19 protein-coding genes are annotated in these 14339 nt (G+C 38.5%); 4 read left to right on the top strand and 15 right to left on the bottom strand.

Features of this window, described 5'->3' with window-relative positions:
- Window positions 1-17: 17 nt before the first annotated feature.
- A complete protein-coding gene (locus tag K5Q34_RS11020; RefSeq protein WP_184495788.1) occupies window positions 18-428 on the bottom strand; it encodes a helix-turn-helix domain-containing protein in 411 nt (136 codons plus the stop codon).
- Between the two features lie 21 nt (window positions 429-449).
- Window positions 450-743 carry a hypothetical protein gene (locus K5Q34_RS11015; RefSeq protein ID WP_221865001.1) on the bottom strand — a complete coding sequence of 98 codons (294 nt, stop codon included), beginning with the start codon at window positions 741-743 and terminating at the stop codon, window positions 450-452.
- A gap of 1169 nt (window positions 744-1912) precedes the next feature.
- On the opposite strand from K5Q34_RS11015, the gene K5Q34_RS11010 reads away from it, so the two are divergent.
- From K5Q34_RS11010 to K5Q34_RS11000, 3 genes are read left to right on the top strand one after another with little or no spacing between them, the layout of a single operon-like run.
- Window positions 1913-2281 (top strand): helix-turn-helix domain-containing protein, encoded by a 369-nt coding sequence (locus tag K5Q34_RS11010; protein WP_205028566.1) that lies wholly within the window; start codon window positions 1913-1915, stop codon window positions 2279-2281.
- Window positions 2271-3113: an ImmA/IrrE family metallo-endopeptidase gene (locus K5Q34_RS11005; RefSeq protein ID WP_205028567.1), complete on the top strand. Its 843-nt coding sequence runs from the start codon at window positions 2271-2273 to the stop codon at window positions 3111-3113. Before K5Q34_RS11010 ends, K5Q34_RS11005 begins: the two co-directional genes overlap by 11 nt.
- Window positions 3114-3153: 40 nt before the next feature.
- On the top strand, window positions 3154-4020 hold the full coding sequence (locus K5Q34_RS11000; protein WP_205028568.1) for a hypothetical protein: 867 nt from the start codon (window positions 3154-3156) through the stop codon (window positions 4018-4020).
- Between the two features lie 22 nt (window positions 4021-4042).
- On the opposite strand, the gene K5Q34_RS10995 is transcribed toward K5Q34_RS11000, so the two are convergent.
- The 13 genes from K5Q34_RS10995 to K5Q34_RS10945 all read right to left on the bottom strand — a co-directional run bounded on the left by K5Q34_RS10995 (window position 4043) and on the right by K5Q34_RS10945 (window position 13042).
- Window positions 4043-4414 (bottom strand): hypothetical protein, encoded by a 372-nt coding sequence (locus K5Q34_RS10995; RefSeq protein WP_205028569.1) that lies wholly within the window; start codon window positions 4412-4414, stop codon window positions 4043-4045.
- 1 nt (window position 4415) lies between these two features.
- A complete protein-coding gene (locus K5Q34_RS10990) occupies window positions 4416-4754 on the bottom strand; it encodes a hypothetical protein (protein ID WP_221865000.1) in 339 nt (112 codons plus the stop codon).
- Window positions 4751-5044, bottom strand: a complete 294-nt coding sequence (locus tag K5Q34_RS10985; protein ID WP_105143707.1) for a type II toxin-antitoxin system RelB/DinJ family antitoxin — start codon at window positions 5042-5044, stop codon at window positions 4751-4753. The genes K5Q34_RS10990 and K5Q34_RS10985 overlap by 4 nt, the downstream gene beginning before the upstream one ends.
- 404 nt (window positions 5045-5448) lie before the next feature.
- On the bottom strand, window positions 5449-6006 hold the full coding sequence (gene nrdG / locus K5Q34_RS10980; RefSeq protein WP_172114873.1) for an anaerobic ribonucleoside-triphosphate reductase activating protein: 558 nt from the start codon (window positions 6004-6006) through the stop codon (window positions 5449-5451).
- A gap of 176 nt (window positions 6007-6182) precedes the next feature.
- Window positions 6183-6677: a GNAT family N-acetyltransferase gene (locus K5Q34_RS10975; RefSeq protein ID WP_172114871.1), complete on the bottom strand. Its 495-nt coding sequence runs from the start codon at window positions 6675-6677 to the stop codon at window positions 6183-6185.
- 1 nt (window position 6678) lies between these two features.
- Complete coding sequence (locus K5Q34_RS10970) at window positions 6679-6852, bottom strand: metallophosphoesterase (RefSeq protein ID WP_253214120.1); 174 nt, start codon at window positions 6850-6852, stop codon at window positions 6679-6681.
- Window positions 6853-6899: 47 nt separating this feature from the next.
- A complete protein-coding gene (locus K5Q34_RS11870) occupies window positions 6900-7034 on the bottom strand; it encodes a hypothetical protein (RefSeq protein ID WP_260619451.1) in 135 nt (44 codons plus the stop codon).
- Between the two features lies 1 nt (window position 7035).
- Entirely contained in the window at window positions 7036-7170 is a 135-nt protein-coding gene (locus tag K5Q34_RS11865) for a hypothetical protein (protein WP_032499794.1), read from the bottom strand.
- Between the two features lie 92 nt (window positions 7171-7262).
- Window positions 7263-9434: an anaerobic ribonucleoside-triphosphate reductase gene (gene nrdD, locus K5Q34_RS10965; protein ID WP_172114867.1), complete on the bottom strand. Its 2172-nt coding sequence runs from the start codon at window positions 9432-9434 to the stop codon at window positions 7263-7265.
- Window positions 9435-9739: 305 nt separating this feature from the next.
- Complete coding sequence (locus tag K5Q34_RS10960) at window positions 9740-10483, bottom strand: amino acid ABC transporter ATP-binding protein (protein WP_221864999.1); 744 nt, start codon at window positions 10481-10483, stop codon at window positions 9740-9742.
- Window positions 10483-11286, bottom strand: coding sequence for an amino acid ABC transporter permease (locus tag K5Q34_RS10955; RefSeq protein ID WP_014637221.1), 804 nt, complete (start codon window positions 11284-11286; stop codon window positions 10483-10485). The genes K5Q34_RS10960 and K5Q34_RS10955 overlap by 1 nt, the downstream gene beginning before the upstream one ends.
- 185 nt (window positions 11287-11471) lie before the next feature.
- Window positions 11472-12323 carry an amino acid ABC transporter substrate-binding protein gene (locus K5Q34_RS10950; RefSeq protein ID WP_221864998.1) on the bottom strand — a complete coding sequence of 284 codons (852 nt, stop codon included), beginning with the start codon at window positions 12321-12323 and terminating at the stop codon, window positions 11472-11474.
- A gap of 32 nt (window positions 12324-12355) precedes the next feature.
- Window positions 12356-13042, bottom strand: coding sequence for a gamma-glutamyl-gamma-aminobutyrate hydrolase family protein (locus tag K5Q34_RS10945; RefSeq protein WP_221864997.1), 687 nt, complete (start codon window positions 13040-13042; stop codon window positions 12356-12358).
- A 348-nt stretch (window positions 13043-13390) separates the two neighbouring features.
- Here K5Q34_RS10945 and K5Q34_RS10940 point away from each other — a divergent pair.
- Window positions 13391-14339: IS110 family transposase (locus K5Q34_RS10940; protein ID WP_301182777.1), on the top strand; the 949-nt coding region annotated here is incomplete at its 3' end.

The following is a 14339-nucleotide window of genomic DNA, read 5'->3' as shown; positions in this document are numbered from 1 at the left end:
CAACTTTCTTATAATAGCTATAGTAAATTGAATAGACCTTTTAATAAGGCCTTCACCTCATCCCTGGTAACAAACTTTGTCTTATCATCTACAGAGCGACGAATACGTTCCTCAAATGGTTTTGAACCATCAATTTGTGCAACAATTCCATGAGCTAACTTAGGATTCACTCCTAATTCAACAAAATCTCTATAAGATACAACACTTTCACGGTCAAAGACAGGTATTTCAATATCATCACGACCTAAAAGATAATCTAAACTAACTCCATAGAAAATGGCTATTTTTACTAGATTATCTACACTTGGTTGACGTTTACCTGTTTCATATCTACTATAAGCATCTACCGTCATGTTTAAATAGATAGATAACTCTTCTTTGTTTTTTCCATTATCAATCCGTAGGGTCTGTAGTCTAGTTCCTAACATATTTTAATATCTCACTTTCTTTTAATTGATAATCACACCTTTACGATACCAAATTTCTTTCATTTGTTCCCGACGTTCTGTATTGTTTTCCCAAACGTGACGACAGAAGTATAAACGTTCTCCTGACTCGAAAAATGACTCTAACTCTTCTTTATACATTGAAATAAATTCTTCTAGAGATTCTTTATTGTTTGAGTATGGGTAAATTGGTGAAAAGGATTTTTCGGCTGGGTCAGTTGGGATGACCTCTAGTCCCCAATTTTTTCCAATTACCTGACCTGCGAAATTATAAATACTTTTATCAGTAACTTTCATTTCCACATTCGTTCCTAATTCCTTTCTGTAGTTTTTGAAGTGATTATTCACTTAAATAGAGCAGTAAGTGTATTAGTGGGATATTCTAATTTGGAGAAAATTTTATATATTGATTTGAGAAGATGTTTTTGTAACTTACTGCCCTATGTAAATGAATAAAAGCCATGATGACTTACCGTGGCTTTTTTCATTATTTTATTTTTTTGAATTTATTTACTAGCATTTTCAATAGCTTGTATACAGCTATGAACTCCCAATAGGTTACTGGAAGACATTCTTTGAATAAATCGTCATCATCACAATATACAGATGCCAAATACAAAAATAATACCGCAAATAGCTTTGTCCCTAAATAAACTAATAAACATTTTAATATTTCCATAAGCATTTTGTTTTACCTCATGATTTTTTCACTTAAAAAGAGTAGCAAGTCTCCTTGTTACCCTTTTTAAATAAAGTCATTATCTACAGGACGAAACCTAGTTAGTAAACAATGACTTTCCTGTTGTTAAACTTAAAAAGACGACTTGTGCTTACAAATCGTCTGGATAAGAAATGTTGCATGCTCGTATCTTCGCACACTAAGTCCTATTCTTAACTCGGTAAAGTTTCAGGTTGTTTCACAACAACTTCCCTTCTTTACCTCGGATAAGTCACAGATTTCTAGTGGTATCAGCACCTCGTCCTCAACACCTTATCCTTTAGCAAGTCACAAACTTGACTCACACACCGCCCGCTTTGTCTCCTTTTCCGAATAAAGATAGAAAATTCGACCTCGCCTCCACCTACTAACTTCGGTAGCAGTTCTCCTTTTTCGCTCTACACAGGGAAAGGAGCATAAACACTTAGTACGTAAAACCTACAATCTCTCCAACAATACTTGACTTTTTGAACTTTTACACGTATAATTAAATTACCACATTTATTATTCGTGTGTTGGTCCAGCCAGTCTTGTACAGGTTGTCTGACGCACTTTTTATTTTGTTTTCAACGAACATTTAACAGATTAAGGAGAATCTTTTTAAAAGTAACTCCTCAACATACTCTCGTATGTTATAATCGTTTTTGCTTTGGTAATCATCTGATTACATCATCTATTATATAATCACTTGATTACTTTGTCAACAATTTTTCATTAAAAATTTAAAAAATTTTTGAAAGGTAAAACTATGTTCTCAGAACGCCTAAAACAACTACGAAAAGAAGCTGGTCTTACTCAAAAGAACATAGCTGATAATTTTAATACAAGTCCACAGAGTTATGCTCAATGGGAGAAAGGTTTACGTAGTCCTTCTAAGGAAAGTTTAGAAAAACTAGCTGACTTTTTCAATGTTTCTACTGACTATTTGTTGGGAAATTCAGACATTCGAAATCCTGAGGAAGAAATAGATCTTGATGATTTTGAAATGTTATATCGTAATACTTCCAAAGGTATGTCTACTGAAGAAAAAAGTCAACTTGAAGCAGACCTCAAAAACTTCCTGTTAGAAAGAAAACGACTAATTGAGGAAAGAGAACTGGCTAATCGTGACAAGTAAAATTATCTCAATTGCCCAGGACTATATCTATAAATACATGAAAATGAATAGTATTAAGACACACCAGTATTCCTACCATTCATTCTTTGACTATATGACAAATAAACTCAACATCCTTGTCATGGAACACAATTTACACAATGATATAGCAGGGCTATCTATCATTGATAAGCACGGTCATTCGTCTATCTCTTACCAACGTGATCATCACGAACACAGGCAGAATTTTACAAAATGTCATGAACTCGGTCATTTTCTGCTAAAACACCAGGGAACTATTTTTACTTACTCAGAAGAAAATATTCCCCAAGAAGTAGAAGCCAATCTGTTTGCAGGGCATATCCTAGCTCCAGATATTATCCTATATGGAAAAATTATCTTAGGTAACAGAACCTTTCAAGACATTACAAAAGACCTCGGTATTTCAACCGAAGCCTTAAAAATCAGATTAAAACAACTTCTCATTGATAAGAGTAATCTGACTAATAATGAAATAGATACTATTATCCTAGACTATCTTACACGTAAAAATAACGACCTTAGAGACTGCTTAGAGCAACTTTCGGATAAACTGATACAAGACTATCAAAACGTTAAAATAGACCCACTAGAACACTTAGAATACCTACTGGAAAACAATGATATTGTCACTAGCTTACAAATCCCACAACTTCTTGAGACTGCCTTTCGAGATACACTCTCTAGCAATCTATCTACAGGCTGGCAATGGGGCAGAGGTATAGAATTTTACTATGTTTGGGACACAACAAAATTGACAAGTGAACAGGCTATGAAAGTTAGTAAGGATACTTGGTTTACATTAGCATATTAATTAAATTATATAAAATACAATAATTAAGGAGATTTTATTTATGGATGAACTACTTGAAAAACTAAAAAATTTAAAACCAAACGATACTTCTACTATCGAGACAGATAATTTAATTATAAAAAATAATATAATAACCACTAGAGATAATAGTATTCAACTCCATAATATATCTATGCTCTCGAAAAGTGAATTCAAATCACCAGTAAGTATTGTAGACTATTTTATACTAGCAACACTATTCTTTCTTTTTATAAATAATTGGATTCCACAACTTTGGAGTATCACCATATTTTTCATCTATGCTGCTATGGTATATATTAAATACAAAAATCATTTAACAAAAAAATATTTTCTATTGTTTAATCTCGGGTCAAGTAAGAATTATTATTTATATTTTGCTAACAAAGAATTTAGAGATTTAGTATTTGATACTGTTACCCAGACTTTCAATAGCAACAAGAATTCAAATATTATTATTGATATAAAAAATGAAAAAATCGAAAATCAAACTATCTTTAAATCTGGAAGTGCCCAAACAAATATTTCAGGTAATCATAATAAAACCGTTTTAGGAAACAATAACACAACTTCATATAATGGTGACATCATCTCAAATTCTAACATCACAACAGATTCCGAAAATACAAGTATTAAAAATGGAGAGGCTATCCCTTGGGACGAATTAGCCGATAGTTTACAGAAAATCATCTCCGAAAATCAACAGTTACTCTCCGAAGATGTTTTGGCTATCTTTAATCAGTTATTAGAAGCAACGAAAGAACAAAATTCAGCTAAATTTGACGATGTTGCCTCTAAAAACAAGTCACTCTTTAATAACACTCTAATCAAGGATATTATATCAGGGACGGCATCTGGCATTCTTGCAAGTCTCATTATAAACAGATAAAAAGACTAGAAATTCTAGTCTTTTATTCTTTATCGTATTTTTTCAATGTTTCTTCATATTCCGCATAAATTTCTTTATATTTCTCCGTCCCTACCTTAACATAGGTATCACCATTAAAACTCAAAACATTATCTTTAAATACATACGGCATACTCCGATTCTCAAAAATCAATATCTTCTTCTCTTTATCAACTGCAAATTCCTTCCAATCCTCAAGAGTTCCCGACACACCTTCTATTTCAATTTTTTCTACTTTTGATACCATCATTTCATTGGTATTAGATGATAGACCATACCAATGATATTCCCCATCTAAACTTTCCTCTTTTGAACCACAAGCAGCCAATACAAACAACGATAATACTACAGCTAACATTCCAACAATCTTTTTCATCTTATATCTCCCTGTCTCTAAGAAACTCTTTTAATCGAGCAACATCCCTATCACTCAACTTGCCAATAATTTTGATATTAAAACCTTTATTTTCAATATCATAATACTGTATTGTATCTATCCAAGATGGTTTTTTTAAATTTGCTTTAGCCCAATCTATGATTTCTAAATACCGACTCTTAATATATTCTGACTTATTTTCGTATTGACTAGTCAGTCTATAAGTTCGAATTATTTCATTATTAAACTTGATAACAACCCCTGGACGAATTTTTGAACCTGTACCATCTGAATAATTATATCGTGAAACCAATACAGAGTAAACTTCTATCTGACTCATTTAAAACATTCCTCATATTCCGAAAAATCTTCATTTCCAAAGAATTTTTCAATACTTCCAGGGTTATCCGCACTAACTAGGATACCCTTTGATTTTATTTCTACCAATTTTTGAAACTCTTCATCAGATACAACTGGATTACTCTTAATTTCGAAAGGAATACTTTGTGTCTTAACAGATTGGATAAGGAACATCTTGACAGCAGTACTCATATCCAAGCCTAAAGATTGAAACAAGTCCACAGCATCCTCTTTTAGTTTATCGTCTACTCTTACTACAACAGTTGACATAACATATACCTCTTTGCTATATATTGTAAATACATCGTATCACATTTTGAATGGTAAGTCAAATAAACTATTACTGTTTATCCTTATTTTCCTCTTTTAAAAAACATACCAAAAAGAACTGGTCAAGCTAATTCTCTTTGGTATATTATAAAATTGTTCTAAATTTGTTCTACTTTTGTTCTACAAATATTACTTTTCATTGCTAATAGACAAACTTCAGAAATTGATAAACCCTTGATTTCATTAATTCTTTTATTTTTTAAAACTTCATCCAACTACCCTGTAATGACTACAGGGAGGATTGGTTGATATGAGGAAAGCCTTGGTTTAGCAAGGCTTTTTCTCGTTTAATAGTGAATTTTGTCAAACTTTGGTCAAAAAGAACCCTTTCACATTGTGAAGGGCTATTTTTTTAACTTATCCCACAGGACAACTCGTTTTTCCTGCAATGATTTCTGTACATCGATGATGCGTTGATTCGATGAGCCTCGAAATTGCAACATGAGGTTGCGTTTGTTTTTGTCATAGCGGCCGTCAACTAGAATATCTAAACAGGATAGTAACTCTAACTTATCCGGAGTTTCTAACATCATTTCTTCCCATGTGTAGCCTGTCCAAGACCAAATGTCTTTTTCTGGCAGTTCTTTCCGAATTCGCTTTACGAGTGGGAGGACCGTACCCGTATTCAGAAAAGGCTCGCCACCCAAGAGGGTTAGGCCCTGCACATAGGGCTGGGCCAAGTCTGCTAAAATGCGGTCTTCAAGCTCCTTGGTATAGGGAATCCCAGCTTTAAAAGACCAGGTTGCAACATTGTAGCAGCCCTCGCAGTGAAACAGACAGCCACTAACATATAGAGAGCAACGGACTCCTTCTCCATCCACAAAGTTAAAGGCTTTGTAGTCCATTATTCGCCCTTGGCTAAGTTCCTCGCTCTTCCATTCTTGTGGTTTAGGATTATTCATTTCAAATACCTGAGCATAAGCAAATGAAATCTGATCGTTTCGTTTTACCAGTACACAGACTGTTTTTATCCATAAATGGTACTTCCAATGCTTTAGCTCGGATTGATCCCAGCAAGCCTAGTGCAGAACCAATCTCAATTCCTTTCCTGTTTTGATTCAGTAGTTTGTCACTCCCATTAATCCTCAATCCAGTATCTTTCTACCCCGTCTCGAACATCTTCCAAAACGCCACCACAAGCCACAATCGTGCGGCGACTGGCTTGATTGTCTGCCGAGCAGGTCACAAGGACCTTGGAAATATTTTTGGTTGCGGCTTCCTGCAAACCAAGTCGAAGTTGTTCCTTGGCATGGCCCTTTCCTCGCTCGGTCGGGCGAATGGAATATCCGATGTGACCGCCTTTATTGAGCAGGAAATCGTTGAGCCGTAGGCGTAGACTGAGAAAACCAAGGGCTCGACCTGTTTGGTCAAATGATACATATTGAATGGAAGGAACAAAACCGTCTGGTAGATTAAGACCTGCCTCATAATCTTGGTTTCTCAAAATCCAGTCTTCAAAGTCCACATCTTTGGAGATAAAGCCCCCATCCATAGCAGAACCTACCGCTTCAAACTCTGCCAACATATCCAAAATCGTTTCCTTATCTGCCACAGTTGGTCTTCTTAGTTCCATTCTAGCCTCCGTATTGCCTCTTGAAAAATTCGCTGATGATGTCAATATCCAGTCCCAAGTCCTGCACAATTTCTGCCTTGTGGAAATCATCATAATTGTCCTTGCCGCTCCAGACAAAAGAATTGGTCACAATCTGATAGATCTTATCTGGCTCGACTGCTCTGCCATTGACCATAAAACCCTCACTGTCTGGGATAATGCCCCACATCTGAGGGTGGAGACCTATCTGTAGGTCAGAATCCCCTTTTTCTCATTACCATCCCGAATATCCGCAATCAGTTGCGCCTTCTTTGGAAAATTCTCCATGTAGGAATGCATATCATTGGTATGGAGAATACTAATATCTGTATAGTCCATACTATTTTTTCTTGTTTTTTACTTGTTTGAGCAATTCCTGCACACGCGCTTTTTTATCCTGCTTCACATTAGAATTCTTCTCATGATAGCGTGCCACCAGGGCCTTCCCCTTATCGTCTAATTGATATTTTCCCATTATTTTCTCCTCTTTTTTTATCTCTTGTTCGTTTATAATAAACTTCCACAGCTAACTGGAACTGTGGAAGCTCTACATAGTCTGTTTATTACTTATAAGCTCGACCCATTCATGTGTTTCACACGCGCCGAAATTTCCTTGTGACGTCCTTTTACCATCGGACGGGCTTGTGGATTGCCTAGATAACCACAAGTTCGTTTAACAACATCTACCAATTTAGGATCACTATTTCCGCAACTTGGACACTTGAAGCCACGCTCCGTAGGCTCAAAATCGCCCTCAAAATCGCAAGCGTAACAATGGTCAATCGGAGTATTGGTCCCCAAGTAACCTACACGGTCATAGGCATAGTCCCAAACAGCTTCCAAGGCCTTTGGATTTTGTTGCAGCACAGGGTATTCACAGTAATGGATAAAGCCACCGCTGGCACCTACAGCAGGATAAATTTTCTCAAAGTCCAGTTTTTCAAATGGTGTTGGATTTTTGCGTACATCATAATGGAAACTGTTAGTGTAATATTCTTTATCCGTAATGTCCTTTACAATGCCAAATTTCTCTGTATCCATACGGCAGAAACGGTCTGTCAGGCTTTCAGACGGTGTTGAATAAACTGAGAAATGATAACCATATTCATCCGACCAGTCTTCAACCAAGGCTTTCATTTTCTTGATAATATCCACCGTGAAATCTTTTGCCTCTGGGTTGGTCTCCCATTCGCCACCATAGAATACTGTTGCGACTTCATACAAACCAATGTACCCCAAAGATACGGTTGCTCGACGATTTTTAAAGACTTCATCTACTGCGTCTGTCTTAGCCAAGCGTTTGCCGAATGCCCCATATTGATAGAGAATTGGAGCATTGGCCGGGGTTGCCTCCTTCACTCGTTCCACACGATAGACCAGAGCATCCTTGGCAATGGCCATACGTTCTGCAAAGATTTCCCAGAACTTATCCTTGTCTCCAGCAGACTCCATGGCAATCCGTGGCAAATTGACGGTCACGACACCGAGGTTCATACGACCAGATGTCACATCTTGGCCATTTTCATCCTTCCAACCTTGAAGGAAAGAGCGGCAGCCCATTGGCACCTTGAAGGAACCTGTCAACTCAACAATCTTGTCATAAGAAAGCATATCTGGATACATACGCTTGGTAGCACATTCAATCGCTAATTGCTTGATGTCATAGTTTGGAGAATCTGGCTCCAAGTTCAAGCCACGCTTAACTGTGAAAATCAACTTAGGAAAGATAGCTGTCCGACCTTCGCGCCCCAGACCCTTGATACGAATGTTCAAAATCGCTTTTTGAATTTCTCTCTCAAACCACGATGTCCCTAGCCCGAAACCGAGTGAGGTAAAGGGTGTTTGTCCATTGGAAGTAAAAAGGGTATTGATTTCATACTCCAAAGACTGCATAGCGTCATAGATGTCTTTTTGCGTTTTAGCACGCGCATATTCTTCTTGCTTGTCTGCTAACACCCAATCCTTGGCATCTTTTAAATGCTTTTGGTAATTGAGTTCCGCATAGGGCGCCAAAACTTCATCGATACGGTCAGCTGAGCAACCACCATATTGACTAGAAGCCACATTAGCAATGATTTGTGAAATCTGAGCCGTAGCTGTTTGAATTGATTTTGGACTTTCTACATCCGCATTTCCTATCTTGAAGCCCTGTGCTAACATCCCTTTAAAATCAATCAAACAACAGTTAGTCATTGGTGTATAAGGGCTGTAATCCAAGTCGTGGTAGTGGATGTCGCCTTTTTGATGGGCGTTGGCCACATGAGCTGGCAATAATTTGAGACCGATTGACTTGCCGACAATACCTGCTGTCAGGTCCCGTTGGGTATTGAACACATCCGCATCCTTATTGGCATTTTCATTGACCACAGACTGGTCCTTGCTCAACAGCTTATGAATCTCAAAATTAATATCGGTAGCCTGATGACGGCGAAAATCACGGCGTGTTCGGTATTGAATATAAAGCTCCGCCAAATCATATAAATGAGCCTTTAGCAATTCCTGTTCAACGACCGTTTGAATTTCGTAAATTTGAACATCTTTCTCAAATCGGCGACCAATTTCAGCCAAAACAGCTTCTAATACAATTTTTAACCCTGCCTCTGAAACAGGATGTTCTAATTCTTGGTTTGCCCGCTGAAGAGCAGAAAAAATCTTATCCTGGTCAAAGGATACTGTCCGTCCATCACGTTTCAAAACCAATAATTCTATACTCGGTAAGATATTTTCTTGCACATTCATCTGACAAACCTCCAAAATTCTTCACTTCTATTAGTGTAGCACTTCACAAAACAAAAATCAATATCTTGTGTAAAAAAATATTAAACAACCTATCTATGCACTATATATAGGTCTCAAAAATTCTATCAATTGGAAAACAACAGTGCTCAATTTCACCACTTGACAAGGATGAATTACTAGATTGAAATATGAAAACAGATTGGGGTAAAGATATAACTTCTCTATCAGAAAACCTAAAAACAGCCCTCTAACAGGGCTGGCTCTATGTATTGAAAATAGGCTAGGGCGGGTCACCACATGCCTCTTTAAAATTGAGGATTTGAATAAGAGGCGAAAAATTCTCTAGTCCGTTCTTCTTTAGGATGATGGAAAAGCTCCTCAGGTGTCCCCTGCTCCAGGATACGACCGTTTTCTAGAAATAATACCTTATCCGCCACTTGGTAAATGAAATTCATGTCATGACTAACTAAAATCATCGTTTGTCCTGTCTTAGCCGCATCGGCAATGGAACGTTCTACTTCTCCAACCAACTCTGGATCAAGCGCCGAAGTCGGCTCATCTAGTAGCAAAATGTCTGGTTGCATGGCAAGAGCACGTGCAAGAGCCACACGTTGCTTTTGACCACCTGACAGATGTCTTGGATAATGGTTCTCACGTTCTGACAGACCGACCTTTCTCAATTCTTCTTTGGCAAGGGCGGTTGCAGAGGCATCATCCATCCGCTTGACAATTTTAAGCCCTTCCTTGACATTATCAAGAGCTGTCTTTCGTTCAAACAGATTAAACTGCTGAAAGACCATAGCCAGTTTGCGGCGTAAGGTCAATATCTCCTCTTTTGAAATATTGGTAAAATCAACTATAAAACCATCAATTTCGATACTCCCCGCATCTGCCTGCTCCAGATAGTTCAGACTACGCAAAATTGTTGATTTTCCTGCTCCAGATGGTCCAACAAGGGCAATAACCTGCCCTTTTTCAATGTCCATATCGATTCCATCTAGTACTTTTTGTCCTGAAAATTCCTTGGCTAAATTGCGAATTTTAATCATTAGCGATCACCTCCAACTCCAGAAATATCTACTGATTCAGGGGCCTGAATAGCCATTTTATTTTCAAGGAAACGGCCGAAAGACTCAATCAGAACAGAGAGCGCCCAGTAAACCAAAGAGACAGAAATGTACCGCTCAAAGTAGCGATAGTCTGCCCCACCTTGAATCTGTGCCTGTGCATAGACCTCAACGATACCCGCACTGAAGGCTAGGGAAGTTCCTTTAGTCAGACCAATCAAGGTGTTAATCAACGACGGAGTTGCAATCACAGCCGCATTAGGAATGATGATCCGACGATAAACCTGGCCAGAAGTCATACCTAAGGAACGAGCTGCCTCAATCTCCCCTGGACTAACAGCCTGAATCGCAGCACGAATAGACTCACTCATATAGGCTGCCTCATTAAATGCAAAGGCTGTAATCGCAAAGACAGCTGCAGGAATAGCATTGATATTCCAATCAAGACCATATTCCTGATTAAGCCCTCTGAGAACCAATGGAATTCCATAGTAGGTCAACATCAGCTGCACCAAAATAGGAGTGCCTCGCAAAAAACTAACAAAAACTGCCTGAACGGGATATAAGAATCGCACACGATTAATCTTTACAATCGCAAAAACCAAGCCCAATATCAAACCAAAAAAAGCACCAGCGAGCGTCAAGCCAATCGTAATCGGTAAACGTTCAATAATGGATGGTAGGGCATCAAAAACAGCCCTAATACTAAATAGCTTACCATCCGGTAACCACTCTAAAAAACCTTGATACCATGCCGGTCCTGTTATTCCTAATACACCAATCATACTCTTCTCCAAACATTTAAAAATGACAGATTTTCTGCCGTATACTCTATTTTATCATGTAACCACCCACATCAACCTTATATATATTTTATGGCTGTGATAAGTAATCTTAATGATTATAAAAAGACAATGAAAAAGGAACAGCCCACTTGGACTGCTCCCTCCTGTCACAATACTATCGACTCCTATTCATTAGGAACAGCTAGTTCCTCTGCCGTTGGAGCATAGTCTTTTCCGAAGAATTGCTCTGTCAATTTTGCAATAGTCCCATCTTCGTTCAAAGCCTTGATACGGTCGTTGACAAAGCTTTGTAGAGCCGTATTGTCCGAAGAAAATACATAGTAAATAAACGGTTTTTCTGCTGCTTCAAGCTCGATTGTTTTAAGATTTGTCAAATTTTGATCTGCAATAATAGCATTAACCGTAGGGGCATCAAAAATTTTAAAATCATACTTGCCATCATTTATATTGGTCAAAATCTGTGTGATATTTTCACCAGTATAGTTGATGTCGACTGGTTTATCCGTATGCTGAGTATTGTATTCCTCTAGCTGAGCAGCTGTTGTTGTCCCTGTAACTACCTGTGTAGAATGACCACCAATATCATCATAAGACTGAATATCCGTATCTTTTGGCACAGCTAAAACAGACGGTGTAGAGGCCGTTGGATAAGAATAGAGGTATTTTTCACCACGCTCTTTTGTATAGGAAGTATTATTCCCTAACAAATCAAAGCGTCCTGAATCCAAGCCAGGGAATTGACCACTACCATCTGTTGTTTCGAAGGTCAATTCATACTGGTCAGAACCATCAAAGATAGCTCGAGCCAATTCAATATCAAACCCTGTCAACTCTCCATTCTCATCTCGATAAGAAAAAGGTTTGGTAGTCCCAACAGTTCCCATTACGATGGTTTCTTTTTTATCCGCTTCTGAAGAACTAGCGTTTGATGAGTTTAAGGTAGACGAGCAAGCTGCCAAAGCAACTGCCGCAAGAGCTGTGATACCAGCCAGTGATAGAATAGTTCTTAATTTCATAGTAATTCTCCTTTTGTATAAGCAAGTCAGACCTACAAGGTCTGCACAAAATAATCAAATAGCTTCTGATTACCGCCACTTTGATCAATCAGAAGTTCCGGATGCCACTGGACACCCAGAAAACGTGTCTCATCCATTGATCGGACAGCCTCAATAATACCATCATCCACAGAATGCGCAATCGCTTCTAGCCCCTGACCCAGATTCTCTATCGCCTGGCTGTGAATAGAATTGACAGCTACTCTCTGACCAAAAATACTAGCCAGAGGCGTTGCCTCTTTACATTCCACCTGGTGAATCAGATCAAAAGGCATGGACCGATGCCCCTCTACCGCTTGTTTGAGAGTTCCTCCACGTGCAACATTGAAAAGCTGCATCCCCCTGCAAATCCCCAAAATCGGTTTTTCCTGTCTCAAGGCTTCGTGGACCAATTTCAGTTCAAATTCGTCACGTCCCTTGAAATAGTCATCGCTTTCGATGAGTTTTTCTTGACCGTAAAACTGAGGTAATACATGTTGTCCACCCGTCAGTAATAACTTATCAATCGCCGACACATAGTCAACAACATCCGTTTCACCAGACAAGGGAATATAAAAAGGAAGGCCCCCCGCTCGCTTGATTCCATCTGCAAAGTTACGAGACACCGATAACTTCATAATCGGAATCCCCTCTGCGACAGGCTTTTCATTACTGGTGATGCCAATAATCGGTTTCCCCATCCTGCCCTCCTTTCGTAATGTATAGACACTATCTTATCATGCTCTCTCTTTTTTGTATATTTTAAATTATTTATAGCCAGCCATAAAAAATATTTATGGATCAAAAACATACTAAGATTAGTAGTGAGGAAATCTCCGACGGGAGAAAGTACTCACTACTTTTTCTTTATGATAAAGTAGAGGTGTCTTGTTAAGTCGAGGGACTTTTTGACGCTAGACGTCGCATCAAAAACTGGCAAGGCACCTGTTTTAGAAAGAATGTTATCAAAGTATGTGGGACGCCAGACGTCGAGTATTGAAAATGACATCACTAAAACAAGGAATCATTCAAGACAAAGAGGTAATATCATGCGAGTAGTATTTGGAATTGACGTGAGTAAGGTAAGTTCAGAAGTAGCCATTCTAGTCAATGGCGAGAAGGTTCATGGCTATACCATGTCCAATGATGCCATTGGCTTTTCTCGGCTACTTGGCGATTTGAAAACCGTCCACAAGCCTGAAATCATCTTTGAAGCAACAGGCGTTTATTCTCGTTGTCTTCAAACTTTTCTAGAAGATAATGGCTATGCTTATATACGGCTCAATCCCTTAGAAGCTAAGAAGCAACTGGATAGCTTGCGTGTGCGGAAAACAGATCAAATTGACGCTGAAAAACTGGCTCAGTCTCAGTTTGTACTGAATCGTAAACCGACCTATGTCCAAGAAGAAGTCTATCAAAATCTGCGAGATTTAAGTCGATTCTATCAGAATCTGACCGAGGACATCGTTCGGGCTAAAAACCGCCTGCACAAGGTCTTACAGGTCACTTTCCCTGAATTGGAAACTATCTTATCAACACCAACTGGTGAACAATACTGGAACTTAGTTATAGCTTTTCCTTGCAAGGACTTCGTGCTTGAGTTAAGCAAGGATAAACTCTCAGAAAGCATTCGTCAATCCACTTCAAAACGGATTTCGGACAAGCGTGTGGCGTACTTAGCCGAGAAGCTGATAGCACTAGCTAATCAATCGTATTGTGCCGTCAAGAAAAACTCTCCAATGCTGGAAGAGGTCCGTTACTATACAAAAGAATTGCTTAGACTTTCTGAACAGAGACAGGCAGTCTTAGACGAAATGGTGGAACTAGCTCAGCCATTACCTGAATATGACATTCTGCGCTCTATTCCTGGAATCGCTGAGACTACTGCAACAAGTATTATTGGCGAACTGGGAGATATTCGCCGTTTTCAGTCTGCCAATCAAATCAATGCCTTTATCGGTATTGACCTGAGACACTATGAATCTGGTAACTTCCTCG

The organism is Streptococcus sp. 2018110 (assembly GCF_019754115.1).
Lineage (GTDB): Bacteria > Bacillota > Bacilli > Lactobacillales > Streptococcaceae > Streptococcus > Streptococcus hashimotonensis.
The sequence above is the reverse complement of the archived record's forward strand: the minus strand, read 5'-3'. Positions and strand labels throughout refer to the sequence as shown.

Coding starts and splice junctions, on each gene's coding strand:
- K5Q34_RS10970 (WP_253214120.1), bottom strand. CDS start 6,852: ATGGTCAATGGCAGAGCAGTCGAGCCAGATAAGATCTATCAGATTGTG.
- K5Q34_RS11000 (WP_205028568.1), top strand. CDS start 3,154: ATGGATGAACTACTTGAAAAACTAAAAAATTTAAAACCAAACGATACT.
- K5Q34_RS11870 (WP_260619451.1), bottom strand. CDS start 7,034: ATGGACTATACAGATATTAGTATTCTCCATACCAATGATATGCATTCC.
- K5Q34_RS10945 (WP_221864997.1), bottom strand. CDS start 13,042: ATGGGGAAACCGATTATTGGCATCACCAGTAATGAAAAGCCTGTCGCA.
- K5Q34_RS10950 (WP_221864998.1), bottom strand. CDS start 12,323: ATGAAATTAAGAACTATTCTATCACTGGCTGGTATCACAGCTCTTGCG.
- K5Q34_RS10990 (WP_221865000.1), bottom strand. CDS start 4,754: ATGAGTCAGATAGAAGTTTACTCTGTATTGGTTTCACGATATAATTAT.
- K5Q34_RS10960 (WP_221864999.1), bottom strand. CDS start 10,483: ATGATTAAAATTCGCAATTTAGCCAAGGAATTTTCAGGACAAAAAGTA.
- nrdG (WP_172114873.1), bottom strand. CDS start 6,006: ATGAATAATCCTAAACCACAAGAATGGAAGAGCGAGGAACTTAGCCAA.
- K5Q34_RS11020 (WP_184495788.1), bottom strand. CDS start 428: ATGTTAGGAACTAGACTACAGACCCTACGGATTGATAATGGAAAAAAC.
- K5Q34_RS11865 (WP_032499794.1), bottom strand. CDS start 7,170: ATGGGAAAATATCAATTAGACGATAAGGGGAAGGCCCTGGTGGCACGC.
- K5Q34_RS10955 (WP_014637221.1), bottom strand. CDS start 11,286: ATGATTGGTGTATTAGGAATAACAGGACCGGCATGGTATCAAGGTTTT.
- K5Q34_RS10975 (WP_172114871.1), bottom strand. CDS start 6,677: ATGGAACTAAGAAGACCAACTGTGGCAGATAAGGAAACGATTTTGGAT.
- K5Q34_RS11015 (WP_221865001.1), bottom strand. CDS start 743: ATGAAAGTTACTGATAAAAGTATTTATAATTTCGCAGGTCAGGTAATT.
- K5Q34_RS10995 (WP_205028569.1), bottom strand. CDS start 4,414: ATGAAAAAGATTGTTGGAATGTTAGCTGTAGTATTATCGTTGTTTGTA.
- K5Q34_RS10985 (WP_105143707.1), bottom strand. CDS start 5,044: ATGTCAACTGTTGTAGTAAGAGTAGACGATAAACTAAAAGAGGATGCT.
- nrdD (WP_172114867.1), bottom strand. CDS start 9,434: ATGAATGTGCAAGAAAATATCTTACCGAGTATAGAATTATTGGTTTTG.
- K5Q34_RS11010 (WP_205028566.1), top strand. CDS start 1,913: ATGTTCTCAGAACGCCTAAAACAACTACGAAAAGAAGCTGGTCTTACT.